Origin of the sequence: Cobetia sp. LC6 (genome assembly GCF_030264805.1) — a bacterium.
GTDB lineage: Bacteria > Pseudomonadota > Gammaproteobacteria > Pseudomonadales > Halomonadaceae > Cobetia.
On the sequence record NZ_JASSPL010000004.1, the window covers coordinates 64,346 to 88,334 of the forward strand.

At 63.4% G+C, this 23,989-nt stretch carries 24 protein-coding genes; 17 read left to right on the forward strand and 7 right to left on the reverse strand.

What is annotated here, in order from left to right:
- Positions 1-58: 58 nt before the first annotated feature.
- From QQF40_RS06735 to QQF40_RS06760, 6 genes are all read left to right on the forward strand, one after another.
- A complete protein-coding gene (locus QQF40_RS06735; protein WP_153635833.1) occupies positions 59-1,258 on the forward strand; it encodes a protein-glutamate methylesterase/protein-glutamine glutaminase in 1,200 nt (399 codons plus the stop codon).
- A 167-nt stretch (positions 1,259-1,425) separates the two neighbouring features.
- Positions 1,426-1,815, forward strand: a complete 390-nt coding sequence (gene cheY, locus QQF40_RS06740; protein ID WP_131432094.1) for a chemotaxis response regulator CheY — start codon at positions 1,426-1,428, stop codon at positions 1,813-1,815.
- A gap of 155 nt (positions 1,816-1,970) precedes the next feature.
- Positions 1,971-2,729, forward strand: a complete 759-nt coding sequence (cheZ, locus tag QQF40_RS06745; RefSeq protein WP_285460907.1) for a protein phosphatase CheZ — start codon at positions 1,971-1,973, stop codon at positions 2,727-2,729.
- 253 nt (positions 2,730-2,982) lie between these two features.
- Complete coding sequence (flhB, locus tag QQF40_RS06750; RefSeq protein WP_502871421.1) at positions 2,983-4,338, forward strand: flagellar biosynthesis protein FlhB; 1,356 nt, start codon at positions 2,983-2,985, stop codon at positions 4,336-4,338.
- Between the two features lie 159 nt (positions 4,339-4,497).
- Complete coding sequence (gene flhA, locus QQF40_RS06755) at positions 4,498-6,594, forward strand: flagellar biosynthesis protein FlhA (RefSeq protein WP_285460780.1); 2,097 nt, start codon at positions 4,498-4,500, stop codon at positions 6,592-6,594.
- 232 nt (positions 6,595-6,826) lie between these two features.
- Positions 6,827-7,267 carry a flagellar protein FlhE gene (locus tag QQF40_RS06760; protein ID WP_172978674.1) on the forward strand — a complete coding sequence of 147 codons (441 nt, stop codon included), beginning with the start codon at positions 6,827-6,829 and terminating at the stop codon, positions 7,265-7,267.
- A 269-nt stretch (positions 7,268-7,536) separates the two neighbouring features.
- On the opposite strand, the gene QQF40_RS06765 is transcribed toward QQF40_RS06760, so the two are convergent.
- The 3 genes from QQF40_RS06765 to flgA all read right to left on the reverse strand — a co-directional run bounded on the left by QQF40_RS06765 (position 7,537) and on the right by flgA (position 9,171).
- Positions 7,537-8,010 carry a flagella synthesis protein FlgN gene (locus QQF40_RS06765; RefSeq protein WP_153635829.1) on the reverse strand — a complete coding sequence of 158 codons (474 nt, stop codon included), beginning with the start codon at positions 8,008-8,010 and terminating at the stop codon, positions 7,537-7,539.
- Positions 8,007-8,285: a flagellar biosynthesis anti-sigma factor FlgM gene (gene flgM / locus QQF40_RS06770; RefSeq protein WP_285460781.1), complete on the reverse strand. Its 279-nt coding sequence runs from the start codon at positions 8,283-8,285 to the stop codon at positions 8,007-8,009. Before flgM ends, QQF40_RS06765 begins: the two co-directional genes overlap by 4 nt.
- A gap of 304 nt (positions 8,286-8,589) precedes the next feature.
- Positions 8,590-9,171: a flagellar basal body P-ring formation chaperone FlgA gene (gene flgA / locus QQF40_RS06775; protein WP_285460782.1), complete on the reverse strand. Its 582-nt coding sequence runs from the start codon at positions 9,169-9,171 to the stop codon at positions 8,590-8,592.
- Between the two features lie 632 nt (positions 9,172-9,803).
- Here flgA and flgB point away from each other — a divergent pair.
- From flgB to flgL, 11 genes are all read left to right on the forward strand, one after another.
- The gene (gene flgB, locus QQF40_RS06780; RefSeq protein WP_306424408.1) at positions 9,804-10,199 is read left to right on the forward strand and encodes a flagellar basal body rod protein FlgB; all 396 of its coding nucleotides are present in this window, start codon (positions 9,804-9,806) and stop codon (positions 10,197-10,199) included.
- Complete coding sequence (flgC, locus tag QQF40_RS06785; RefSeq protein WP_285460783.1) at positions 10,199-10,675, forward strand: flagellar basal body rod protein FlgC; 477 nt, start codon at positions 10,199-10,201, stop codon at positions 10,673-10,675. Before flgB ends, flgC begins: the two co-directional genes overlap by 1 nt.
- 54 nt (positions 10,676-10,729) lie before the next feature.
- On the forward strand, positions 10,730-11,416 hold the full coding sequence (locus tag QQF40_RS06790) for a flagellar hook assembly protein FlgD (RefSeq protein WP_285460784.1): 687 nt from the start codon (positions 10,730-10,732) through the stop codon (positions 11,414-11,416).
- A 132-nt stretch (positions 11,417-11,548) separates the two neighbouring features.
- The gene (flgE, locus tag QQF40_RS06795) at positions 11,549-12,811 is read left to right on the forward strand and encodes a flagellar hook protein FlgE (protein ID WP_285460785.1); all 1,263 of its coding nucleotides are present in this window, start codon (positions 11,549-11,551) and stop codon (positions 12,809-12,811) included.
- Positions 12,812-12,982: 171 nt separating this feature from the next.
- Positions 12,983-13,750: a flagellar basal body rod protein FlgF gene (locus tag QQF40_RS06800; protein WP_285460786.1), complete on the forward strand. Its 768-nt coding sequence runs from the start codon at positions 12,983-12,985 to the stop codon at positions 13,748-13,750.
- Between the two features lie 26 nt (positions 13,751-13,776).
- Complete coding sequence (gene flgG / locus QQF40_RS06805; protein ID WP_285460787.1) at positions 13,777-14,559, forward strand: flagellar basal-body rod protein FlgG; 783 nt, start codon at positions 13,777-13,779, stop codon at positions 14,557-14,559.
- Positions 14,560-14,680: 121 nt separating this feature from the next.
- Entirely contained in the window at positions 14,681-15,358 is a 678-nt protein-coding gene (locus QQF40_RS06810; protein WP_285460788.1) for a flagellar basal body L-ring protein FlgH, read from the forward strand.
- A gap of 104 nt (positions 15,359-15,462) precedes the next feature.
- Entirely contained in the window at positions 15,463-16,602 is a 1,140-nt protein-coding gene (locus QQF40_RS06815) for a flagellar basal body P-ring protein FlgI (RefSeq protein WP_502871422.1), read from the forward strand.
- A complete protein-coding gene (gene flgJ, locus QQF40_RS06820; RefSeq protein ID WP_285460789.1) occupies positions 16,602-18,059 on the forward strand; it encodes a flagellar assembly peptidoglycan hydrolase FlgJ in 1,458 nt (485 codons plus the stop codon). Before QQF40_RS06815 ends, flgJ begins: the two co-directional genes overlap by 1 nt.
- Positions 18,060-18,219: 160 nt before the next feature.
- Complete coding sequence (gene flgK, locus QQF40_RS06825; RefSeq protein ID WP_285460790.1) at positions 18,220-19,851, forward strand: flagellar hook-associated protein FlgK; 1,632 nt, start codon at positions 18,220-18,222, stop codon at positions 19,849-19,851.
- Between the two features lie 10 nt (positions 19,852-19,861).
- Positions 19,862-21,121 (forward strand): flagellar hook-associated protein FlgL, encoded by a 1,260-nt coding sequence (flgL, locus tag QQF40_RS06830; protein WP_285460791.1) that lies wholly within the window; start codon positions 19,862-19,864, stop codon positions 21,119-21,121.
- A gap of 150 nt (positions 21,122-21,271) precedes the next feature.
- Here flgL and fliR read toward each other — a convergent pair whose 3' ends face one another.
- From fliR to fliO, 4 genes are all read right to left on the reverse strand, one after another.
- Complete coding sequence (gene fliR / locus QQF40_RS06835) at positions 21,272-22,069, reverse strand: flagellar biosynthetic protein FliR (RefSeq protein ID WP_242007635.1); 798 nt, start codon at positions 22,067-22,069, stop codon at positions 21,272-21,274.
- A gap of 60 nt (positions 22,070-22,129) precedes the next feature.
- A complete protein-coding gene (fliQ, locus tag QQF40_RS06840; RefSeq protein ID WP_153635817.1) occupies positions 22,130-22,399 on the reverse strand; it encodes a flagellar biosynthesis protein FliQ in 270 nt (89 codons plus the stop codon).
- A 170-nt stretch (positions 22,400-22,569) separates the two neighbouring features.
- Positions 22,570-23,337, reverse strand: coding sequence for a flagellar type III secretion system pore protein FliP (gene fliP / locus QQF40_RS06845; protein ID WP_153635816.1), 768 nt, complete (start codon positions 23,335-23,337; stop codon positions 22,570-22,572).
- A gap of 26 nt (positions 23,338-23,363) precedes the next feature.
- Positions 23,364-23,987 carry a flagellar biosynthetic protein FliO gene (gene fliO, locus QQF40_RS06850; RefSeq protein WP_153635815.1) on the reverse strand — a complete coding sequence of 208 codons (624 nt, stop codon included), beginning with the start codon at positions 23,985-23,987 and terminating at the stop codon, positions 23,364-23,366.
- Positions 23,988-23,989 lie beyond the last annotated feature (2 nt).

The window sequence follows — 23,989 nt, forward strand, 5'->3', positions numbered from 1 at the left end:
AGGTTACAACTCAAGTGCCGCTGCTGGCGCAGGCATGCCCCGGGGAGGGGCGGAGCGCATGATCCGCGTGCTGTGTGTCGATGACTCCGCGCTGATTCGTGAGTTGATGGCCGAGATCATCAATGCCCAGCCTGACATGCAGGTCGTGGCCACCGCGCCGGACCCGCTGGTCGCGCGAGACTTGATCAAGCGTCACGAGCCGGATGTGCTGACGCTGGATGTGGAAATGCCGCGCATGGATGGGCTGGACTTCCTCGAGCGCCTGATGCGCCTGCGACCGATGCCGGTAGTGATGGTGTCTTCGCTGACCGAGCGCGGCGGGGAAATCACGCTACGTGCGCTGGAGCTGGGCGCGGTGGATTTCGTCTCCAAGCCGCGCCTGGGAATACGTGGCGGGATGCTCGAGTATGCCGAGACGATTGCCGACAAGATTCGCGCCGCCGCGCGGGCGCGGGTGCGGCCTGCGGGTCGCACCGTGACGCCGCCATCTGCTGGTGGTGCACAGGCCGGCACGGTGCTGTCCAATTCGACCCAGTCCAGTCAGGCCCTGTCCAGTTCACCCCTGTCAAATTCGGTGCAGTCCAGCCTTTCTCAGTCCCATCCTTGTCCATCCAGTCTGGCAGACAGGCCAGTCGTCGCTGCTGCCAGCCGCCGGCCATTGCTGTCGAGCGAGAAGCTGATCGCGGTGGGGGCCTCGACCGGTGGGACCGAGGCGATACGCGCGGTGTTGCAGTCGTTGCCGGCGGATGCGCCGGCCATTCTGGTGACTCAGCACATGCCGCCGGGCTTCACACGCTCGTTCGCCGAGCGCCTCAATGGGCTGTGTCGCATCGCCGTCAAGGAAGCCGTGCACGGTGAGCGCATCCTGCCCGGGCATGCCTATATCGCGCCTGGCGACGCCCACCTGACGCTGTCGCGCAGCGGGGCCAACTATGTGATCACCCTCGATCAGCGTCCGCCGGTCAATCGTCACCGCCCGTCGGTGGATGTGCTGTTCGATTCCGTGGCGCGGGTGGCCGGTCGCAATGCGGTGGGCGTGATCCTCACCGGCATGGGTCGCGACGGCGCGCGGGGGTTGTTGCAGATGCGCGAAGCCGGCGCCCACACCATCGCCCAGGATGAGCAAAGCTGTGTGGTCTACGGCATGCCGCGGGAAGCCGTCGAGCTCGGGGCCGCGGAAAACATATTGCCGTTGAGTCGCATCAGTGGGCAGCTGCTCCACCAGGTTCAGCTGGCCGGACGTTCGCAACGCGTCTAGAGCGCCTCGATCTGCCGGAGCGCGGGTGTTAGTGGGGTGTGAGTCGCCGACAAGGTGAAGATGGGCGCAGAGGGTAAAGTCTGCTGGCTGGTGGCCGATAACCCTCTCACAAGGCTTGAATTTTCAGCCGTTTCCTCATGTGATTCTTCAAGAGAGCCCGACCGCTGATGGCCGACAAGAACCTGCGAATCCTCGTCGTCGACGACTTCCCCACCATGCGTCGGATCGTGCGCAACCTGCTCAAGGAGCTCGGCTTCACCAATGTGGAGGAAGCCGAAGATGGACAACAGGCATTGGAGTTCCTTAATCAAGGCAGCTTCGAGCTGGTGATCTCCGACTGGAACATGCCCAACCTCGATGGGCTCGAGATGCTCAGGCGCGTGCGTGCCAATCCCGCCACGGCCACGCTGCCGGTACTGATGGTCACCGCTGAGGCCAAGAAGGAAAACATCATCGCCGCTGCCCAGGCCGGTGCCAGTGGCTATGTGGTCAAGCCCTTCACGGCCGCAGTGCTGGAAGAGAAGCTGGGCAAGGTCTTCGAGAAACACGGCCTCTGAGCCATCGGGCCACGCTAGCCGGTGCGCGGACCGATCCGCGCTGGTCAGGCAAGGCTGGCGCGCTCAGCGTGGTTGGTCACATCAAGGAGGGTGTCATGAGTCATCTGGAATCATCATCTGAACCCCAGTCATCCTCGGGCGCTGATCCTGGTGTGATGGCGCGCGATGGGGCAGACACCCCCACCAGGGCGGGTGACAGCAGCGAAGACCTGATTCGGCGTATCGGCCAGCTGACGCGCATGCTGCGCGACAACATGCGTGAGCTGGGGCTGGATCGCGAGATCGAACGTGCTGCCGAGGCGATCCCCGATGCTCGTGATCGCCTCAATTACGTGGCCAGCAAGACGGAGCAGGCGGCAGATCGTGCTCTCAACGCCTGTGAGCGGGCCCAGCCGCTGCAGGATGCTCTGGCCAGTAAGGCGAAGTCGCTCAGTGGTCGCTGGGACGCCTGGTTTGCCGAGCCGGTGGCTCTGGATCAGGCGCGTGAATTGGTGATCGACACACGGGCCTATCTGGCTGTGGTGCCTGATCAGACCAGCGCCACCAACAGCGAATTGCTCGAGATCATGATGGCTCAGGATTTCCAGGACCTTACCGGCCAGGTGATCAAGCGCATGATGGATGTCATCCAGCAGATCGAGATGCAGCTGTTGCAGTTGCTGCTCGACAATGTGCCGGAGGGCCATGCACGTTCGGCGCTGGCGTCTTCCGGGCAGGCCACTACCACAACGGCCGCTGAGGGGCTTTCGCCAATGGAGATTTCAGCCTCGGCGCAGGATGAGCGGGCAGCATCCAGTGCCGGGGATGCCCTATCTGGCACCTTGCTCAATGGCCCCCAGGTGCGAGCCGATGCGCCGGGGGTGGTCGCCAGTCAGGACGAGGTCGATGACCTGCTGGATAGTCTCGGTTTCTAGCCGCCTTCCCTGAAGTGGCTCCTGCTGGTTCTTGTTCTTCATGCCCTGGCCTGACCGTCATGCCCTTGCCCGTCCACGTCCCGTGAGGCGGGCAAGGGCATTTTTGGGCGCTATTCCGCGCTTTGATCCCTGCTGTGTTTGCCACAATGAGCCCCATTCTCGGCATGATGCGTTCGCCGTGCGTGCCAGTGTGAGCGAGCGTCATGCTCCCCGGCGTTCAGGTAGATGCGATCCCAGGCAAGCGGAGTAGCCGGTGGCTGACGAGCAGAGCAGCGACGACAAGACAGAAGAGGCCACGCCCCACCGAATACAGAAGGCCCGCGAGGAAGGGCAGGTGCCCCGCTCGCGGGAGCTTGCGACCTTTCTGTTGCTGGGCGGAGGAGCGGCAGGTCTGTGGCTGTTGGCGGGCCCGCTTGGCGATACCCTGGAGCGTGTGCTGGGTGCCTCGTTCGGCTTTGATCGCGCTCAGGCACTCGACAGCCGCGTGATGCTTGCCAATGCGTTGATGCTGGGCCAGGAGGCCTTGCTGGCACTGTTGCCGTTGTTCGCCCTGCTGATGGTGCTGGCGCTGGTCGGCCCGGTGCTGCTGGGCGGCTGGATGTTCTCCACCAAGTCGCTGGCACCGTCGCTGGGCAAGCTCAATCCCGTCAAGGGGCTGGGCAGGATGGTCTCCTCCCAGGCGCTGGCCGAGCTGCTCAAGACCATCGCCAAGTCGATACTGGTCGGTGGCGTGGTGGTGATGTATCTGCATGCCCAGCGCCAGGAATTGATGGCGTTGATGATGATGCCGCTGGGCAACGCCATGGCGGATGCGCTGGCGATCGTGGCGCGCTGCACGGCGCTGGCGATATTGATGCTGATCGTGCCGACGCTGATGGATGTTCCGTATCAGTTGTGGAGTCACGCCAAGAAGCTGCGCATGAGCCTCGAGGAGATCAAGCGCGAGCACAAGGAGACGGATGGAGACCCGCAGATCAAGGCACGCATCCGTCAGCAGCAACAGGCCATGGCGCGCGCGCGCATGATGAGCGCCGTGCCCACTGCCGATGTCATCGTCAACAACCCGACACACTACTCGGTGGCGCTGGTCTATCACGAGGGTGACATGCGCGCGCCGCGGGTGGTGGCCAAGGGGCGTGATGAGGTGGCGCTGCGCATTCGTGAGGTGGGCGAGGCGAACGGGGTACCGATGCTGAGTGCGCCGCCCTTGGCGCGTGCCCTGCACACCCATGTCGATCTCGAGCAGGAAATTCCCATTGCGCTCTATCAGGTGATCGCCGAGGTGCTGGCCTGGGCGATGCGACTCAAGCGGGCCCGCCAGCAGGGTGGCCTGCGCCCGAGTCTGCCGCCAGATCTGTCCGTTCCCGATGAGTATCAGGTGCCCGAGGAGGCGCAAGGGGCGGCTGAGGGGACTGGCCCGCCAGGCACCGAGCGTGATGACGGGGGGGCGGCAGCCGAACTTGAGGTTTCAGCCGTAGGCGCGCCGCCCTCTCACGCAATGTCTTCTGATCATGATTCTGATGACGCTGATGCTGGGGCGGTGTTCCAGCCCAGCGCCAAGCCAGGGGCAGACGGTGATGCGACGACGGATCCTCGTGTCGGAAGTTGATGACCGATGTGGCTGATCGAAGTTGAGGCCCGAACTTGATAACCGTGCTGCTGCCCGATGCTGCTGCCCGAACCCCATGACTGACCGCCATTTCTGCTCCCCAAGCCCGGGCCGCTGCGCCGCACGCGCAACGCCCTCCACGATCGATGAGCTGCTTGCATGAATACCTTGCTGACACTGTTTGACCGCGTGGGGCTCAACACCTCCAGCCAGCTGAAGGTGCTCGCCGGGCCGCTGCTGATCATGATGATCCTGTCGATGATGGTGTTGCCGCTGGCGCCCTTCATTCTCGATCTGCTGTTCACCTTCAATATCGCGCTGTCGATCATGATCCTGATGGTCAGCATGTTTGCGCAGAAGCCACTGGATTTCTCGGCCTTCCCCGCGGTGCTGCTGTTCTCGACCTTGCTGCGCCTGTCGCTCAATGTCGCCTCGACGCGGGTGGTGCTGATGGAGGGTCACAATGGCGGTGACTCGGCGGGCAAGGTCATCGAGGCCTTCGGTCAGTTTCTGGTCGGCGGCAACTTCGCCGTTGGCCTGGTGGTGTTCTCGATTCTGGTCATCATCAACTTCATGGTCATCACCAAGGGCGCCGGGCGTATTGCCGAGGTCGGCGCACGCTTCACGCTGGATGCCATGCCCGGCAAGCAGATGGCGATCGATGCCGACCTCAACGCCGGCCTGATCGGCGAAGATCAGGCGCGCGAGCGTCGCCGGGAAGTGTCGCAGGAATCCGATTTCTTCGGTTCGATGGACGGTGCCAGCAAGTTCGTGCGGGGCGATGCGGTGGCGGGGCTGGTGATCATGGTGGTCAATATCATCGGCGGGTTGATCATCGGGGTCGGTCAGCACGACCTGAGCATGTCCGATGCGGCGCGCACCTATACGCTGCTGACCATCGGCGATGGCCTGGTGGCCCAGATTCCGTCGCTGGTCATCTCGACCGCTGCGGGCGTGATGGTGTCGCGGGTCAACACCAATGAAGACGTCGGTCAGCAGATGATCGGCCAGCTGTTCAAGAGCTCGCAGGTACTGTGGTTGGCGGCTGGCGTGATGGGGCTGCTGGGTCTGGTACCGGGCATGCCCAATATGGTCTTCATTCTCTTCACCTTGTTGCTGGCGGGGCTTGGTTGGTGGGCCTCCCAGCGCGAGAAGGAGATCAGCAGCGAGGCGAAGGAAGAGGCGGCGCCCGCGCCTGCGGCGGCCGTGCAGGAGGTCAGCGAGGCCAGCTGGGATGACGTGCGACTGGTGGAGCCGCTGGCGATGGAGGTCGGTCACCGCCTGATCGCGATGGTCGACATGCGTCAGGGCGGTGAGTTGCTGGCGCGCATCAAGGGGGTGCGTCGCAAGTACGCCCAGGAGATCGGGTTCCTGCCGCCGGTGGTACATATTCGCGACAACCTCGAGCTTGGGCCCAATCAGTATGTCATCAGTCTCAAGGGTGCCGAGGTCGGGCGGGGCGAGGCCTATCCGGGCCGCTGGTTGGCGATCAATCCGGGCAAGGTGTCCGGCAAGCTGCCGGGCGTGGCCACCACCGAGCCGGCCTTCGGCCTGGCCGCCACCTGGATCGAACCGGAAACCCGCGAGCAGGCCCAGGTCTATGGCTACACGGTGGTCGATACTCCGACCGTGATCACGACCCACCTCAATCATCTGATGACCCGCCATGCCGATCAGCTGCTCGGGCGCAGTGAGGTCAGCAAGCTGCTCGAGAAGCTGGGCCCGCAGGATGGCGGCCTGGTGGAGGAAGTGGTGCCGGCCTTGATCAGTCAGGGCACCCTGCAGCGTATCCTGCACAACCTGCTGGATGAGGAGGTCTCGATTCGTGACATGCGTACCATCCTCGAGGCGCTTGCAGAGCATGCCCCGCACAGCAAGGACCCCAATGACCTGACTGCCATGGTGCGCGTCTCGCTCGGGCGCGCCATCACCCAGTACTGGTTCGGCGCCGAGCGCGTCTTGCGCGTGATCGGTCTGGAGGCACAGCTCGAGCAGGTGCTGATGCAGGCCTTGAGCAGTGGCAATGCGCTGGAACCCGGCCTTGCCGATACCTTGATGCAGCATGCCGAGAATGCCGTCGCCGCGCAGGATGCCAATGGCGAGCCCAGCGTATTGGTGGTCGGGCATGCGCTGCGACCCTTGGTGGGGCGCTTCCTGCGTCGTCGTTTCAAGAGCCTGGCGGTGCTGTCCCAGGCAGAGATTCCCGATGACCGCGAGCTGCGGGTCACACAGATGATCGGGGGTCGTGCGGCGTGACGCCGGGGCAGCGCGACTCCCCAATGAGCAAGACAACAACATGCCGCAAAGGCAGAAACGTGCGACAGGAAAGGCGCCGGCAAGGGGTGTGTCGAGCGTCTGCAGCAAGATGGATCTGAAGGAGTCAGCGGTGCAGAGAAGAAGGCAAGTGGCGACAGGGTGGAGGACGCTCAGAGCGCGAGTCGTGTCGAGAGCGAAGCTGGGTGTGGAGCCTGGAAGCAGGACAGCACCAATGGCGGCCTTGATGACGGCAGCAGCGCTGTGGGCCGCGGCGCTGTCCACGCCGGCGCAGGCGGCCAGCGCTGCGGTGATGATGTCCGTCGAGTCGCTGACCATCGCTCAGCGGGGGCATTGGTATATGCGCCCTCTGGCGGTGGCAGATGCCGTACGTGATTCAGGGCTGATGGCACCTGACAGGACGCGCGTCACGGCGATTCACTGGCGCTATTCGCTCACACGGGCGCCGGGGGAGTGGCAGGTCATGCTCTGCCTGGAAGAGCGCTGCGCCATGCTCGAGGCGAGGCGTGGCAAGTTGATCCTGCCCACCCGAGAGCTGGCTACGGCGCCTTTCTCGCTGAAGGTCTATCGCAATGGGCGTGGCGTACTCAAGCCGGCGGCACATCTGGATGACATCCAGCTGGTGATCGACGTCGAGAGTCTGAAAGGCGCGTGACTGGCTGCGTTGTCAGCGAAAGGGGGCTGGTTTTGAATGACTGATGATGAATGACGGCGATAAGTGGCTGGCGATCACTGGCTGATTGGCTCGCGAGTGGCGTGCAGCAGCAGTGTCTGGAGGCTCGGCAGAATGCCGGGCCTCGCGTGTTTCCGGGGCAGTAAAGGGAAAGACAGTCGGGCGTGCAGCCCGCGGGCCTCACGCCTTGGGTCTTCAAGCCAGGACGCTCAGGCCAGGACAGTCTGGCCAGGACATTCAGGCCGAGACGTTCAGGCCGAGACGTTCAGGCGTGAGGCTCCCACCGCAGGTCGTCCATCGGCGCCATAATGGCCGGGGGAGCGTTGATGCAGGCTGTCGAGAATCTTGCTGTGCAGTGCCATGCGCTGACCGATCAGTTCACCATTTAAGCGATTGCGCGCCTGGGCGCGGCGCGTCAGCGTCACCAGATGCCACCACTGGGTGGCCAGTACCGGCTGGCTGGCGAGCACCGTATGCAGTTCCAGTGGGTCATTGGTAAGCCCGGCGTTGCTCAGCCAGCTACGTCGGCGGATCTCCAGCGCTTCCAGGCGGGCGGCGTTGGCCAGCTTGGCTTCGCGCGAGGCCTCAAGGTCCGCCGCGCTCGGCAGGCGTTGGCCCAGCAGGCGCTGTTCTTCCTCGAGCAGGGCGATGAAGTCATTCAGCTCCTGCTCGAGGCCGGAAAAGATCTCGCCCAACAAGGCCGTCGAGGCGTCATCGAGTGTCATGCGTCACCTTCGAAGGCATCGATCAGCCCTTGTGCGATGCGGTCGACATCGATCTTGATGCTGCCATCGGCGATGGCTTGCTTGAGGCTGTCGACGCGCGCCTGGTCGATGTCCTGGCTCGCATCGACCGCGCTGCTGGAAAGCTCGACCTGAGTGGAGTCGGCCGTGGAGGTCGCCGCCGTAGTGGCGGTGGTGTCCTTGGCCGTCTCGGGGCGCAGTTCGCGCGGGGCTTGAGTGTCGCTGCGCTGTATCGGGCCGCCATGTTCAATCTTCATTGACTGTCCTCTCTGGCCGTAGGGCCGGGCTCGACGACGAGCCTGTCATGGATGGGTTGCGTGCGTCATCTGCGCGCTTGAATCGACTATCGGCCATGCCAGCCCAAGCTTTACCCCACACAGGCAATATGGTCCCTCAGGAATGAGGTATCTGGTGTGGGTGGCGGCTTGCAGTACCAAGCTTGTCGGCCTTTGAGCGTCAGCATGTCTCTCCGGTGCGTCAGCGTGTCGTGGCTGGGCGTGCACAGTCAACAGGATGACTCGGGTTGGCCCGGTGCGGCTAATCTCAACTCAACTGAAGTCATCATGGCGCTACCAGTCGTGGCCCGATGATGCGGGCGCGCACCCAGTCGCCCGGAGCGAGTTCGATGCGGATTCGCTCATCGAGCCCCCCAGTCTCCAGCGCCCGCGCACTGCGCTGCATGCTGAAGCCTGTGCCGCTGACCTGATAGGTCACGGTATCGCCGAAGTCTACCAGCGGGATGGCGCGCACACTGTTGCGGGTGATGACCTCGCCGGCGCGAAGGCGGCGGCGTACCTCGAAACCTGACAGTGCCGCAGCGCTCTCGAAGCCATTGCCACGCAACTTGCCCAATGGCGTCAGTACCGGCGTCAATCTCGCGGGTGCCAGCGGGGTGCCGCTGGCAAGCGGTTGTGGCGTGCTCTGGCGCCAGGCATAGCGTTCCATGCGAACGCTGACGATGTGTTGCTGACCGTTGGCGCACAGCAGCTGCAGACGTTTGAGTCCCGGTGCATGGCGGTCACTGCGCGCGGCATTGAGGCTCAGCTGGGGCGCCGAGCAGTCTTTCAGGCGGGCGGGCAGGCGACGCAGCTCGAGTTGCACGGAGGCCTCGCTGGGCGCGCCCAGTGGTGGCTCGTCGGGCATGCGCACCCTGACGGGACCGCTGTCTTCGGCAGTGAAGAAGTCGCTCAATTGCCAGCGCAGGGCCTCGACGGCGCGTGTCTGCGAGTCTTTGGCTGAAGGCGCTGTTGTTGAGGCTCTTGCTGATGCCTGAGCAGCAGGCGACTGAATGGCAGAGCTCACCGTGTCTGAGGTGTTGGCATGGGCAACGGCGGCCACGGGCAGCAGGGCCAACAGCCCGCTGCTGGCGATGGTGCGCCACAGTCCTCTTGTCACCGCCAGTCCTCTAGTCACAGACAGTCCTCTTGCCACAGACAGGCCCTTCGCTACGCAGATTTTCGGCATGCAGTCTCTCATCGCGAGTGGCGTCCGGGGCGGAAGGCGGGAACAAGCGCTCCTCGGCTCAGGGCGTAGGTTCAGGGTGCTGGATCAGTACCGCGAGAGATTGTAAGCCGCCCCCGACACCGGCATGGCCAGAAATAGCCGCGATAAAGTGGCTTGTTCTTACCTTCATCCTGGCGCTGGCTGACTATTCTCAGTCCTGCTTTCCGTCATGCTCCCCTACGCGTGAGCTGATCGATGGATGTTCCCTCGCTCACATCAGGGCGAGGTGCCGACAGCGGGGCACTTCCATGTTTGACCGACTTGATTCCCTCATGAGCTTTCACCAGCAGGCGCTGGGCCTTCGTGCCGAGCGTCAGCAGGTGCTGGCCACCAATATCGCCAATGCCGACACGCCGGGCTATCTGGCGCGCGATATCGACTTCTCCGCCACCCTGGCCAAGGCGACGGCGGGCAATGCCGCGCCAGGGCCGCTTGCGCTGAACACGACCCAGCCAGGCCACCAGGCAGCCAGCGGGGCCGGGCTGTCGCTGGGTGCGGACCTGCTTTATCGCGTGCCGACACAGCCGAGTCTGGACGGCAATACCGTCGACATGGATGTGGAGCGGGTCAATTTCGCGGACAACAGTCTGCATTACGAGGCCAGTCTTGAGCTTCTGACCGGCAAGATCCAGGGCCTGCGTCTGGCCATGCAATCGGAGAACAGTTGATGGCAGCGTTCAGCATCTTCAACGTCGCGGGTTCCGCGATGGCGGCCCAGTCGCAGCGCATCAATGCCGTGGCCAGCAACATGGCCAACGCCGACAGCGTGGCGGGCCCGGACGGCAAGCCCTATCAGGCGCGTCAGGTGGTGTTCGAGTACGCGCCCCTCGCGCGTCAGGCCAATGCGTCGCTTGCGACGGCCAACCTGGCCGGTGGCGGCCTGGCGACACAGATGGCGTCGCGCAGTGCCGGAGTAGGCGGTGTCAGGGTCAGCTCGGTGGAGCTGAGCGATGCCCCGGCGCGCCAGGAGTATCGTCCCGATCATCCCCTCGCCGACGAGCAGGGCTATGTGACCTTCTCCAATGTCGATCCGGTCGCCGAGATGGTCGACATGATCGCGGCCTCCAAGTCTTACGAGGCCAATGTCGAGGTCTTCAATACCTCCAAGTCCCTGTTGCGCAAGACGCTGACACTGGGGGAATGACCCTTGCTCAGGGCCTTGGCCTTATGACCGCTTCTTCTGATTTCGGGTAACCGCATGGCGACGCTAGACACCAGTGTGCTCAACAGCATCAACCAGACCACCACCTCCGGCGTCACCGACAGCACGCAGTCGGTGAGCAGTACCGAGGAGCTCAATGATCAGTTCATGACCCTGCTGGTGGCGCAGATGCAGAACCAGGACCCGATGGACCCGGTGTCGAATTCCGACCTGACCGCACAGCTGGCCCAGATCAGCACCGTCAGTGGTATCGAAGAACTCAACACCACGCTTGAGGGCATCACGGCGCAGATTTCCAGCAGTGAAGCGCTGCAGGCGGCCAGTCTGCTCGATCAGGGCGTGCTGGTCGGCGGCAATGCGGTGCTGGTGGGCAACGCGACCTCGACACCCTTCGGCCTTGAACTGGCCAACGATGTCGACAACGCCAGCGTCGAGGTGCTGGGTGCGGATGGCAGTGTGGTCAAGACCTTCGAGTTGGGCGCATTGGAGGCGGGTATTCATGGCTTCGTCTGGGACGGTTTGCTGGATGATGGCACTGAAGCCGCCGATGGCTCCTACCAGCTGGCCGTGACGGCCGAGCGGGCAGGCGAGCGCTATGACGACCTGCAGACGCTGAGTTATGGCGTGGTCAGTGGAGTCAATCAGACCGACAGCGGTGCTCAGCTGGACTTGGGTCCGGTGTTGGGTGTCGTCAGTCTGGACGCCGTGCGTCAGGTGCTTTGAGCTGAGCCCATGGCGTCGGGATAACGCCAGCGAGCCCGCCGGACGGGCCACCAGTTTCAGGCCGTTTGGCCGCCCCCGAGCTCGCTGACAGGTCTCGGGCTTTCATCTTCATCGCGATCAAAGGGACAGACCATGGCGTTTTCACAGGCATTGAGCGGCTTGAGTGCGGCTTCTACCAACCTGGATGTGATCGGCAACAACATCGCCAACTCTGAGACGGTGGGTTTCAAATCCTCTGAGGCGCAATTCTCCGACATCTATGCCGGATCACAGGCGGCGGGGATCGGGGTGCAATTGGCATCCGTTGCTCAGGACTTCACTTCCGGCTCGCTGGAATCCACCGGACGCGATCTCGATCTGGCGATTTCCGGAGATGGTTTCCTGCGTTTCTCGGATACCAGTGGTCAGATCGTCTATTCACGCAATGGCCAGCTCAACATTGACGCCGAGGGCTATATCGTCACGGCCCAGGGTGCCCAGTTGACAGGTTATTCCGGTGAAGGTGTCACCGGGGAACCCGTGGTATTGCAGATTCCGACAGCCCCATTGGCGGCAAAAGCGACGCAGGACAACATTGCTCTCGAGGTCTATGGCGCTGAAGTCGCGCTCAATCTGGATGCCGCGGACCCTGTGCCGGCCACTGCCGATTTTGATCCGACTGATGCCGCGACCTACAACTACGCTTCGGCGATGACGGTGTATGACAGTCTTGGCGATGAGCATGTCGTGACGTCCTTTTATGCCAAGACCGAAAACAACACCTGGAACGTCCATCACGTGATGGACTTTTCCAGCAAGGCTGCGGAATTGCAGGAACAGATCGACGAAGGCGTCGCTGATCCTTCTGTCGACTTTGACCCTCAGACAGAGGTGATCACCTTTGGGACGGGTGGTCAGCTGCTTGATTACAGTCAGACGGCCCAGACCTACGCCCTGGCCAATGGTGCGAGCGATCTTAGCTTCAGTATCGACTTCACCGGCAGCACCCAATATGCCAATGATTTTGAAGTCATCACCCTGTCCCAGAATGGTTATACCTCCGGCAGTCTTGTCGGCGTGTCCTTCGAGGAAGATGGACGCGTAATCGGCAGTTACTCCAATGAGCTCAAGCAGACACTGGGCACCATTGCGCTGGCCAACTTCGCCAATGAGCAGGGTCTGCAGCCCAATGGCGACAACGGCTGGGTCGCCACCGCCTCCTCAGGTGTTCCGCTGGTCGGTGTGCCGGGCGAGGGTGTCTTCGGTGAGGTCCAGTCCGGAGTCGTCGAGGCTTCCAATGTCGACCTGACCACTGAGCTGGTCGATCTGATCATCGCTCAGCGCAATTATCAGTCCAACGCCCAGACCATCAAGGTCCAGGATGAAGTCCAGCAGAGCGTCATCAACATGCGCTAATGCCACTCCTGGCATGTGACGCGGCGCGTCTTCTGCATTGAAAAAGCAGAGATGTCGGGGATAACCGCGTCGCCTTGAGCGTCAGTATTCAGGCGACGGACCAGCGCATCAAGAGCGGGCGTTGAGAGGCGGGCTCTGACGGCAACACGGCAAGGTGTGAGGGAATAGCGGATGGACAGAATGCTCTACACCGCCATGAGCGGCGCCCAGCGCAGCCTGGCGGCTCAGGATGTCGCCAGTCATAACCTGGCCAACCTCTCGACCACCGGCTTTCGCGAGATGCTGACACTGTCGCGGGCGGTGGATGTGCAGGGCGAAGGGCTGGCGACACGCGTCTCCAGTCAGCTGACCACCGCGGGAGCCTCGATGGCTCAGGGCACGATCCAGACAACGGATCGCGCGCTGGATGTCGCACTCGACGGCCCCGGCATGCTGGCCGTGCAGGGCGCGAATGGCGAGGAGCTCTACACCCGCAACGGTGCGCTGCAGATCGATGCCGATGGTGTCCTGACCTCCGGCGGCTTGCCGGTGCTGGGCGATGGCGGGCCGATCGAGCTGCCGCTCAACGCCATCGTGCATATCTCCGCCGATGGCAGCGTGAGTGCACGCTCGGCGGCGGATGCACCTGACACCATGGTGCTGCAGACCCAGCTCAAGCTGGTCAATCCCGAGGCCATTCCCGGTAGCCCGGCGCTAGTGCGCGGCGAGGACGGCTACTTCCGTCAGCCGCCGACGGCGGCAGGGGAGGCCGCGCCACCGCTGGCGGCCGACCCGCTGGTGCGGGTCGTCTCCGGCGCCCTGGAGAGCAGCAACGTCTCGGCGACCGACGCGATGGTCGCCATGATCAACAACGCGCGCAGTTTCGAGATGCAGATGAAGAGCATCGACACGGCAGAGCGCATGGCCGAGCGTGGCAACAGCCTGCTTGGTACCGACTGATCCCGTAATCACGGCGGAGCCCCCTGATGATTCGTGCCCTATGGACAGCCAAGAGCGGCCTTGAAGCTCAGCAGATGCAGATGGACGTCACGGCCAACAACCTGGCCAACGTCTCGACCAATGGCTTCAAGCAGTCGCGCGCGGTGTTTGAAGATCTGCTCTACCAGAACATGCGCCAGCCCGGCGCTGCATCCTCTGCCACCACCGAGCTGCCCTCGGGGCTGCAGGTGGGCACCGGGGTGCGCCCCGTGGCAACCGAGCGTCTGCACATCCAGGGCAATCTGGAACAGACCGAGAACTCCAAGGATGTCGCGATCAATGGTCAGGGCTTCTTCGCGGTGATGCTGCCGGATGGCACCAATGCCTATACCCGCGATGGCTCCTTCCAGCTCGACAGCACCGGCCAGATGGTCACCGCCAGTGGCTACCCGCTGGACCCGGCGATCGTCATTCCGGCCAATGCCCTGAGTGTCGATATCGCCTCCGATGGCGTGGTCAGCGTCACCCAGCCCGGCTCCACCAACAGCACCGAGGTCGGTCAGCTGCAGCTGTCTACCTTCATCAACCCGGCTGGGCTGTTCAGTCGTGGCGAGAATCTGTATTCCGAGACCGATGCCTCGGGGCCGCGCAGTGACAACGTGCCGGGCTTCAATGGTGCGGGCACTCTCTATCAGGGCTTCGTCGAGACCTCCAACGTCAACGTGGTGGAAGAGATGGTGGGCATGATCCAGAACCAGCGTGCCTACGAGATCAATTCCAAGGCCGTGACCACCACCGATCAGATGCTGGAGCGTCTGGTCCAGATGTAAGGGTTGTCGCATGTCGCTTTCGCGTGATTTCCCGGTGGTGGCATTGCCATCCCTGTCAGCTGTTTGCCAACGCCAGATTGGCTTGGCGATGCTTGGATTGGCGTTGCCTGGTTGGCATCGCATGTGCCGCGCGCTGGCTGGATTGGCATTGCTGGCCGTGACGCTGGTAGGCGCCGGGTGTGCCCATATCCCCAGCGAGCCGCTGGTCGATACCACACCAATGGAATCGGCGATGCAGCCGCGCCCGGAACCGATGGCCAATGGCGCCATCTTCCAGCCGCTGTATGGCAACCAGCCGCTGTTCGAGGATCGCCGCCCACGTGCCATCGGCGACATCATCACCATCCTGCTCGACGAGAATGTCAGCGCCAGCAAGAGCTCGGCCAGCAATGCCAGTCGTGACGGCAGCCTCGGTTTCTCGCTGACCGCCATTCCCGATTTCATGACGGGCCTGCTGGATGGCACCGATGCCGATATCGAGGGCGAGAATGACTTCACCGGCAGCGGTGGCTCGAATGCCAACAACAGCTTCACCGGCACCATCACCGTGACGGTCAGTCAGGTGCAACCCAACGGCAATCTGGAGGTGCGCGGCGAGAAGCGCATCGCGATCAATCAGGGCACCGAGTCGATTCGCTTCTCCGGAGTGGTCAATCCGCGCACGATTTCCTCGGCCAATACGGTGCAATCCACCCAGGTGGCCAGTGCACGCATCGAATATGTCGGTGATGGCTATATCAACGAGGCGCAGAACATGGGCTGGATGCAGCGCTTCTTCCTCAATCTGGCGCCGTTCTGAGCCTGGCGTGGCGATTGCCGTGCAATGTTCTGTAGAGAATTGCCCTGTTCTGAATGCCTCGTCCCGATTCCTCACCACGCTGTCCCATCATGAGTCGCTATCCGATGCTTGAGATGCTTCCTTCTCCACGCTGGCGCGCTGCGCTGGCCGCCTGTCTGATGCTGGTGAGCTGCCTGACCTTGACACTGCAATCGGCGCAGGCCGATCGCATCAAGGACCTCGCCCAGGTGCGCGGCGTGCGCGACAACCCGCTGGTCGGCTACGGCCTGGTGGTGGGGCTGGATGGCAGCGGGGATCAGACCACCCAGGCGCCGTTCACCGGCCAGAGCCTGACCAACATGCTCTCCCAACTGGGCGTGACGGTGCCGTCGGGCACCAACATGCAGCTCAAGAACGTGGCGGCGGTCATGGTCACCGCCAGCCTGCCGGCCTTTGCAAGCTCCGGTCAGCCCATCGATGTCGTGGTGTCGTCGCTGGGCAATGCCAAGAGCCTGCGCGGCGGCACCCTGTTGATGACGCCGCTCAAGGGCGTGGATGGTCAGGTCTACGCACTGGCGCAGGGCAATCTGATCATCGGCGGCGCCGGTGCCCAGGCCGGCGGTTCCAGCGTGCAGGTCAACCAGCTGACCGCCGGTCGCATCCCCAGTGGGGCGACGGTGGAACGCGGCGTGCCGACGCGTCTCGGAGATGAAAATGGCATGATCCATCTCGATCTGTTCGAGGGCGATTTCAATCATGCCCAGAATGTCGCCAGCGCCATCAACCGCGACTTCGGGGGCTCGCTGGCCTCGCCGCTCAGCAGTCGCGATATCGTGGTGCAGGCGCCGCGTGATCTCAGTCAACGTGTTGGTTTCATCGCCAGGCTCGAGAACATCGAGGTCGCCCTGGGCGTGCCGCGTGCGCGTGTGGTGGTCAATGCACGGACCGGCTCGGTGGTGATGAATTCCGAAGTGCGCCTGGCGCGCGCTGCGGTCACCCACGGCAACCTGTCGGTAGTGATCGACGCCAATCCGGTGATCAGTCAGCCCGCGCCGCTGTCCCAGGGACAGACGGCAGTGGTCAACGACCCCGATATCAGCCTGAACCAGCAGGGCGGTGCGCTGCGCATGGTCGAGGGGACTGCCAGCCTGCAGGAGGTCGTCGATGGCCTGAATGCGCTGGGCGCCACGCCGCAGGACCTGGTCTCGATTCTGGAAGCGCTCAAGGCAGCCGGTGCGCTGCGTGCTGATCTCGAGGTGATCTGATGAGTGTGCTTGGTAGCGGTGCCAACGTGGACGCCGGTCGTCTGGCCTTCGACACCCAGGGACTGGCGAGTCTCAAGGGGGCGGCCAGCAGTGGCGGTGAACGCCAGCAGGAAGCGCTGGAAGAGAGTGCGCGCCAATTCGAGGCCTTGATGCTCAACATGATGCTCAAGCAGATGCGCTCGGCGACCGAGAATTCAGCGCTGACCGGCTCCCAGCAGCAAGAGATGATGACCTCGATGCTGGACCAGCAGCTCTCCCAGCAACTGGCCAGTGTCGGCGACGGTGTCGGTCTGTCGAAGATCCTGATTCAGCAGTTGTCTTCCAGCTCGGGGATGGGCACGAACACGGATAGCAGCACCGTAATCTCCCCAAGCGCAGCAGCCGATGGGAAGTCTGTTGATGAACAGGGTGCCGACGGCTGGTTGTCGGCGGTGGGCCTGACCCCGGAGATGGGCGCGGCTCGCGAAGATGACTGGCAGGCGGCGGTGGAGACACACCCTGCAGACGAGGTCACCGGCTTCATGGCGATGCTCGATACGCTGGCGCCCGGCGACACGGCGCGAGGCGTCTACGCCGAGCTGCCGATGGCGACGACAGGCAAGGATGATGTGTCTGATACCGTCAGCCCGGAGACAGTGACCGACATGGCAGCGCTCAGCGAGCAACAACGTCGTCAGCCGGAGAATGTACAGCGCTTCGTGGCGGAATTTGGCCCCGCCGCTCAGGCGGCCAGTCGTGAAAGCGGGCTGCCTGCAGAATTGATTCTGGCCCAGGCCGCGCTGGAGACAGGCTGGGGTCAGCGACGCATTCACACCGAGGCCGGCACCGACAGCCATAATCTGTTCGGCATCAAGGCCGGCAGCAGCTGGCAGGGCGACAGCACCACGGTGCTGACCACCGAATACCGTGATGGTCGGCGCATGCGTCTCGAGGACAGCTTCCGCGTCTATCCCGATCAGGCCAGTGCGCTGCGTGATCATGCCGCGCTGCTGACCGGCGCTCAGCGTTATGCCCACGTGACCCGGTCGCCGGACCCCGAGAGTGCCGCGCGTGCCTTGCAGGAGGCGGGCTACGCCACTGATCCGCACTATGCCGACAAGCTGATCTCGATCATGAGCCGTGTCGGCCCGCTGGAGGCCAGCGGGTCTCTCGAGACAGCGGAGACCCGCCTGGCGACACGCGATACCGTGCCTGCGTCATCGTCTGTCGCTACCGACAACTCAAGCTCCCCGCGTGGGTTGCTTGAGGCCTCCGCGCCGCTGTTTGCCCTCGATGCGCGCGATTCTGAGCCGCTGGTCGAGCTGGCGTCTGCGAAGGATGCGGCGTCTACGCCGGGTGTGGCGTCTGCGTCGGATATGGCGGCTGCGACGAATAAAGAGATCGGTGCTGGCAGTGAAGGCACTGCATCAGGGGCCATTCAGGTGGCGATGGGCCGTTCAGAGCCGCTGTTCCGCTAGAGTCGCTGATGACGAATCCCTGTTGATGAATGGCTGGCAACTATTGCTGCCTACGGCCTCAAGTTGGCGTTTGACGCGCCGATATTTACAGCATCCGTACGCCGCGATGTGGCGTCATTAATCCTCCCCCTCTATCCATTGTTCCTTTCAGGTAAACGCCATGGCCAGCAGCATGTTGAGTATCGGTGTCAGCGGTCTGCAAGCCGCCCAGACGGCGCTTGCCACCAACAGCAACAACATCGCCAACGTCTACACGCCGGGCTATAGCCGTGAAACGGTCGAACTGAGTGGCAGCAGTGGTGGCGGTGTCAGCGTGGCGTCGATCAGCCGTCAGACCGACAGCTATCTCTCGGCGCAGCTGGACAGCGCCATGAGCGCCAGCACGGCGCTTGAGACCCACGAAGCCAACATCAGCCAGATCGACAATCTGCTCGCCGATGACGAGGCGGGCCTGGCGCCGTTGATGCAGGAGTTCTTCGGCGCCATCGAAGGCGTGGCCAGTCAGCCGAGCGACCCGGCGGCGCGCGAGAGCCTGCTGGGCAGCGCCGAGAGCCTGGCCGGGCAGTTCAATGCCTTCTCCGCCTATCTGGATGACATGGACGCTGCGGTCAATTCACGGCTCGGCGATGTGGTCGGCGACATCAACACTGCCACCAGCCAGATCGCCTCGCTCAACGAGCAGATTTCCCTGACGCGTGCGCGTACCGGCGAAGAGCCGCTGGGCCTGATGGACCAGCGCGATCAGGCGGTGACCGACCTGCAGACGCTGGTCGGCGTCGAGGTGCAGGAGCAGGATGGTCGGCTGAGCGTCAGCCTCGGCAATGGCCAGCTGCTGGTCAACGGCAGCAGCAATCATGAACTGGCCGTGGAGCCCGACCCGCAGGACATGAGTCGTTCGATGGTTACCTACAGCGTGGCGCCGGGCGTGACCAGCGCCATCGATGAGGAACAGCTCGAAGGCGGCACCCTGGGCGGGCTGTTGAGCTTCCGCGTCGACAGCCTCGAGCCGACTCAGAATCAGCTCGGCCAGTTGGCAGCGGGTCTGGCGTTGACCTTCAATGCCCAGCACGCCGACGGTGTCGACGCCAATGGCAACACGGGGGGCGACTTCTTCACTCTCGGCGATCCGGAGGTGCTGCCGGTCAGCAGCAATGCCGCCGGAGCGGACCTTGAGGTGACATTCGCCCCCGCCACCCAGCAGGAAGGTGACGACTTCTACAGCGTCGCGCTGACCGGCGATGACTACCGCCTGAGTCTTGACGGCGGCACCTACCAGCTGGAGAACCTCAGCAGCGGCGCCGTGCAGACCCTGACCCCGGACAGAGAAGGCGTGATGCGCCAGGACGGCCTGGTGTTCACCGCCACCGGCATGGCGGACGGTGACAGCTTTACCATCCAGCCGACGCGCAATATCGCCGACACCTTCGGGGTCGCGATCGACGAAGGCGCCGAGATCGCCGCGGGCTCAAGCGGCGCCAGTCTCGACAACCGCAACATTCTCGCCCTGCAGTCACTGCAGAGCAGCGACGCCCTGGGTAGCGCCGGCAGCTTCAATGATCACTACGCGTCGCTGGTCAGTCAGGTCGGCAACCAGACCCGTCAGGTGCAGGTCAATCTGGAAGCTCAGCAAGGTCTGACCGAGCAGCTGTCGGCGGCAGACCAGTCGATCTCGGGGGTCAATCTGGATGAAGAAGCCGCGGATCTGATCCGTTATCAGCAGTATTACCAGGCCAACGCCCAGGTCATCCAGACCGCGTCGACGGTGCTGGATACCATTCTGAATATCCGCTAACGAGGCCGTGATGCGCATCAGTACCCAAACCCTCTATGCCCAGGGCGTCACTTCGATGCTGGATCAGCAGGCGGCGTTCTCCAAGGTGTCCGAGCAGCTGGCCAGCGGCAGGCGCGTGGTCAATCCCTCGGATGACCCGAGTGCGGCCAGCCAGGCGGTGACGATCTCGCAGTCCCAGGCCGTCAACGAACAGTTCAGTGACAGCCGCACCACGGCGCGCAACAACCTCTCCATCGAGGAAAGCGCGCTCAATCAGGTCACCGACACCATCACGCGAGTCCAGAGTCTGATCGTGCAGGCGGGCAACGGCACTCTCAGTGACAGCGACCGCGATGCGCTGGCCACCGAGATTGAAGGCAGTCGCGAAGTGTTGCTGGGGCTGGCCAACAGCACCGACGGCAATGGCAACTATCTGTTCGGCGGCATGAGCGGTGACACGGCTCCCTTTGGCGAGGATGGCAGCTATCGCGGCGATGATGAGCAGCGCCAGCAACGCGTCGACAGCTCGCGTCTGATGGAGGTCAATCATACCGGCAGCCAGATCTTTGGCGGCGTGGCATCCGGCAATCAGCAGCTGGCCCGCCAGACCAGCGAGAGCGAGTCGTCACTGCCGATCACCTTCAAGGGGCCGGAGGTCGTCGACGCCGCGGCGCGGGTCGATGGCGCGGCCTACAGCGTCAGCATTGATGCCGCCGGTGTCACGATCAGCGGCACCGATGCTGAAGGCAATGATCTCCCTATCCTCGACGACGAAGGTGAGCCGCTGCCATCGCCTGTGGCGTTCAGCGATGGCATGACCCTTGCGTTCAATGGCCTGTCGATGACGCTGTCCGGTGCTGAGCAACAGGTGCTTGAAGCTCAGGCAGAAGGCAAGGCAACGCAGCTGGTGGTCGAGGAGGGTGAGGCCAGTGCCGATGTGTTCGCCAATCTGGATGAGCTGATCACTGCACTGAGTACGCCGATCGAGAGCGAGGCCGATCAGGCCGCCTTCAACAACGCCATCTCGACCGCCAGTCGCCAGTTCAGCAACAGTCTCGACAATGTGTTGACGGTGCGTGCCGATGTCGGCACCAAGCTCAACGAGCTGGATTCACTGGATATCATCGGGGATGACCGTGAGCTCAACTATGCCTCGACCCGCTCGGACCTGATCGATCTGGATTACAACGAGGCGATCTCCGACTACTCGCTGACCCAGGTGGGACTGCAGGCCTCACAGCAGGCGTTCTCGGATATCTCGGGCATGTCGTTGTTCGACTATCTGCGCTGAGTGATGGCGTGACTGCGTTCGAGGAATGATGAAAAAGCCGCACTGGATACTCGCTCTCGCGATGGCATCCGGTGCGGCTCTTGCGTCCTGGTCGTTGCTTTTCAGATCTTTGCTTTTCAGGTCATTGCTTTTCAGGTCACTGCTTGCATGTCATGGCATCGTGCCCAGGCCTTCATGCACGGCCTGGAAGGCGCCCAGCGCCTGACGGAACAGCAGCGACAGCCAGTCCGTCATGCCCGGCATCATCAGCCACAGCATCGCGATGCCCAGCAGCAGGGTCAGCGGGAAGCCGATCGAGAACACCGACAGCTGCGGCGCCGAGCGATTGAGTACGCCCATCGCGAGGTTGATCGCCAGCAGCGAGGCCACCAGCGGCAAGGCCAGCAGCAGGCCGGCGCTGAACAGGCTGGCACTCCACAGCAGCAGATTCTCCAGCCCGACGGGCCCCATGCGGCGCAGGTCGAGGGGAATCTCGTGGAAGTGGGTGACCAGGATTTCCAGCACCAGCAGATGGCCATTGAAGGCCAGAAACAGCAGCATGGCCAGCATGCCCAGCAGACGCGACAGCACCTGGGTATTGGTGCCGGTGTCGGCCGAGAAGAAGCTGGCGAAGGCCAGCCCCATCTGCAAGCCGATGAATTCTCCGGCCGCCTCGACGATGGCGAAGGTGATGCGCATCACCAGTCCCAGTGCCAGGCCGACGCCCATCTGCAATACCAGCTGCCAGACGGCGGCCGGGCCGAGCACATCCACCGGGGGCGGGCTCTCGACCAGCGGTGCGATGATCAGCGCCAGGCCAAAGGCCATCAACAGGCGCACCGGCGTTGGCAGGCTGCGGTGACCGAACAGCGGCGCGCTGATCATGAAGCCGGACAGGCGCGCGAAGGGCCACATCACGCTCAGCAGCAGGGCCTGGAGATGCTCGGGGGACAGCAGGTCATTCGGCAATGGAGCGACCTCCCGCCGGGCTTGCGTCGGGCTTTGCGGTGACGCTCATCGGTGCATCGCTCATCCGATTAGGTGCGGGAAGCTGGTGAAGACGCTGCGCGTGAAGTCCATCAGCGTCTCCAGCAACCAGGGGCCGGCCAATACCAGGGTGCCGAACACGCCGAGAATCTTGGGGATGAAGGACAGGGTCATCTCGTTGATCTGGGTTGCGGCCTGGAACAGGCTGACGATCAGGCCGATGAACAGGGCGCTGGCCAGCAGTGGGCTTGCCACCAACAGGATGATGTACATGGCATGCGAGGCCAGGCTGGTGATGACTTCAGGGGTCATGGCGGCGCGTTCTCGATGGGCAGGTGGGCAGATATGAGCTGTCGAGGCTGGCAGTGCACGGTGGCGCGGCACGGTCGCGAGTCACGGCTGGAAAGCCCGGTAATGGGGTGACGCCAGGGCCTGGCTCAATAGAAGCTCTCCCAGAAGAAGTTCTCCAAGAAGAAGTTCTCTCAGTAGAAGCTCTCGGCCAGCGACCCCAGCAGCAGCTGCCAGCCATCGACCATCACGAACAGCATCAACTTGAAGGGCAACGAGATGGTGGCGGGTGGCACCATCATCATCCCCAGCGCCATCAGCACACTCGCCACCACCAGATCGATGATCAGGAAGGGTACGAACAGACTGAAGCCGATTTGGAAGGCCGTCTTCAGCTCGCTGGTGACGAAGGCCGGCAGCAGCACCCGCCACGGCACGTCCTGCGGGGTCTGGATTTCCTCGACCTTGGCCAGGCGCGCGAACAGGGCGATATCCGGCTCACGCACCTGACCGAGCATGAAGTCGCGCAGTGGATCGCCGCCGCGTTCGATGGCTTCCTGCAGACTGATGGCCTGGCTGTCATAGGGTTGCCAGGCCTCGTCGTAGATACGCTCCAGCACCGGCGACATCACGAAGAAGGTCAGAAACAGCGCGATGCCGACCAGCACCTGATTGGGCGGCGCAGACGCGGTGCCCAGCGCGGTGCGCAGCAGGCCCAGCACGATGATGATGCGGGTAAAGGCACTCATCATCAGCAAGGCCGCCGGCAGCAGGGCGAGGCCACTGAGCAGGATCAATGTCTGGATATTCAGCGACCAGGACTCGCCGCCGTCCGGCAGTGGCTGGCTGGTCAGGCCGCTGAGCACATCGGCGTGTGCCGATTGGCTCGTCAGCAGGCATGTCAACAATGCGACCAACAGCCCTGTCAGCAGCTCTCTTGTCTTCAGTCCTCTTGCTCTCATGCCCGGCGACAACCTCACCAGGCCCGTCATGAGCGAGGCTCCGCATCATCTGTCTTGTCTGGAGTGTCACGCTTGGGCGCTTCAGAGGACATCGTGGCGGACGTGGCAGCCGGCGAGCGTCTGGCGAGACGGTCGCGCAGCAACTCGGCAAAGCCGGCCGCGGCACCGCTCCCGCCGGTTGCGGAGGTGGGCGAGGTCAGCGATGCGTTGTTCGGAGTGCTGCCATCGTATGCGGGCACCAGGCCGCCATTCTCGGCCGTCAGCTCACCGAGGGAGGTGATGCCCGCCGGCCCGACGCCCAGCAGCAATTGCTGGTTGCCCACCGCTACCACCACCAGGCTCTGCTTGTGACCCAGCGCCAGCCGCGCCAGCGGGCGCAGGGCTATGCGATTGCCGCGCAGTGTCTGGGCACCCCCGAGTGTCTTCATCAGCCATGCCAGCAGCAGGATCACGCCGATCACGCCGGCAAGCGCCAGCCCGGTATTGACCAGGCTGGCCGCCCCCAGCGGTGAGCCGCTGGATGTGTCGGCATTCAGGTTTGCGTCGCTACCGAGAAAGGCCGGTGACGGCGCTTGGGTAGTGGCGCTGGTATTGGTATTGGGGCTGGCATCCGGCAGCAAGATCGCGCCGTCAGGGGCATCGGAGGTCATGA

What these genes read in the sequence shown, in the direction of transcription:
- QQF40_RS06735 (WP_153635833.1), top strand. Translation starts at nt 59, where the DNA reads ATGATCCGCGTGCTGTGTGTCGATGACTCCGCGCTGATTCGTGAGTTG.
- cheY (WP_131432094.1), top strand. Translation starts at nt 1,426, where the DNA reads ATGGCCGACAAGAACCTGCGAATCCTCGTCGTCGACGACTTCCCCACC.
- cheZ (WP_285460907.1), top strand. Translation starts at nt 1,971, where the DNA reads ATGGCGCGCGATGGGGCAGACACCCCCACCAGGGCGGGTGACAGCAGC.
- flhA (WP_285460780.1), top strand. Translation starts at nt 4,498, where the DNA reads ATGAATACCTTGCTGACACTGTTTGACCGCGTGGGGCTCAACACCTCC.
- QQF40_RS06760 (WP_172978674.1), top strand. Translation starts at nt 6,827, where the DNA reads ATGGCGGCCTTGATGACGGCAGCAGCGCTGTGGGCCGCGGCGCTGTCC.
- QQF40_RS06765 (WP_153635829.1), bottom strand. Translation starts at nt 8,010, where the DNA reads ATGACACTCGATGACGCCTCGACGGCCTTGTTGGGCGAGATCTTTTCC.
- flgM (WP_285460781.1), bottom strand. Translation starts at nt 8,285, where the DNA reads ATGAAGATTGAACATGGCGGCCCGATACAGCGCAGCGACACTCAAGCC.
- flgA (WP_285460782.1), bottom strand. Translation starts at nt 9,171, where the DNA reads ATGCCCGACGAGCCACCACTGGGCGCGCCCAGCGAGGCCTCCGTGCAA.
- flgB (WP_306424408.1), top strand. Translation starts at nt 9,804, where the DNA reads ATGAGCTTTCACCAGCAGGCGCTGGGCCTTCGTGCCGAGCGTCAGCAG.
- flgC (WP_285460783.1), top strand. Translation starts at nt 10,199, where the DNA reads ATGGCAGCGTTCAGCATCTTCAACGTCGCGGGTTCCGCGATGGCGGCC.
- QQF40_RS06790 (WP_285460784.1), top strand. Translation starts at nt 10,730, where the DNA reads ATGGCGACGCTAGACACCAGTGTGCTCAACAGCATCAACCAGACCACC.
- flgE (WP_285460785.1), top strand. Translation starts at nt 11,549, where the DNA reads ATGGCGTTTTCACAGGCATTGAGCGGCTTGAGTGCGGCTTCTACCAAC.
- QQF40_RS06800 (WP_285460786.1), top strand. Translation starts at nt 12,983, where the DNA reads ATGGACAGAATGCTCTACACCGCCATGAGCGGCGCCCAGCGCAGCCTG.
- flgG (WP_285460787.1), top strand. Translation starts at nt 13,777, where the DNA reads ATGATTCGTGCCCTATGGACAGCCAAGAGCGGCCTTGAAGCTCAGCAG.
- QQF40_RS06810 (WP_285460788.1), top strand. Translation starts at nt 14,681, where the DNA reads ATGTGCCGCGCGCTGGCTGGATTGGCATTGCTGGCCGTGACGCTGGTA.
- QQF40_RS06815 (WP_502871422.1), top strand. Translation starts at nt 15,463, where the DNA reads ATGCTTGAGATGCTTCCTTCTCCACGCTGGCGCGCTGCGCTGGCCGCC.
- flgJ (WP_285460789.1), top strand. Translation starts at nt 16,602, where the DNA reads ATGAGTGTGCTTGGTAGCGGTGCCAACGTGGACGCCGGTCGTCTGGCC.
- flgK (WP_285460790.1), top strand. Translation starts at nt 18,220, where the DNA reads ATGGCCAGCAGCATGTTGAGTATCGGTGTCAGCGGTCTGCAAGCCGCC.
- flgL (WP_285460791.1), top strand. Translation starts at nt 19,862, where the DNA reads ATGCGCATCAGTACCCAAACCCTCTATGCCCAGGGCGTCACTTCGATG.
- fliQ (WP_153635817.1), bottom strand. Translation starts at nt 22,399, where the DNA reads ATGACCCCTGAAGTCATCACCAGCCTGGCCTCGCATGCCATGTACATC.
- fliP (WP_153635816.1), bottom strand. Translation starts at nt 23,337, where the DNA reads ATGAGAGCAAGAGGACTGAAGACAAGAGAGCTGCTGACAGGGCTGTTG.
- fliO (WP_153635815.1), bottom strand. Translation starts at nt 23,987, where the DNA reads ATGACCTCCGATGCCCCTGACGGCGCGATCTTGCTGCCGGATGCCAGC.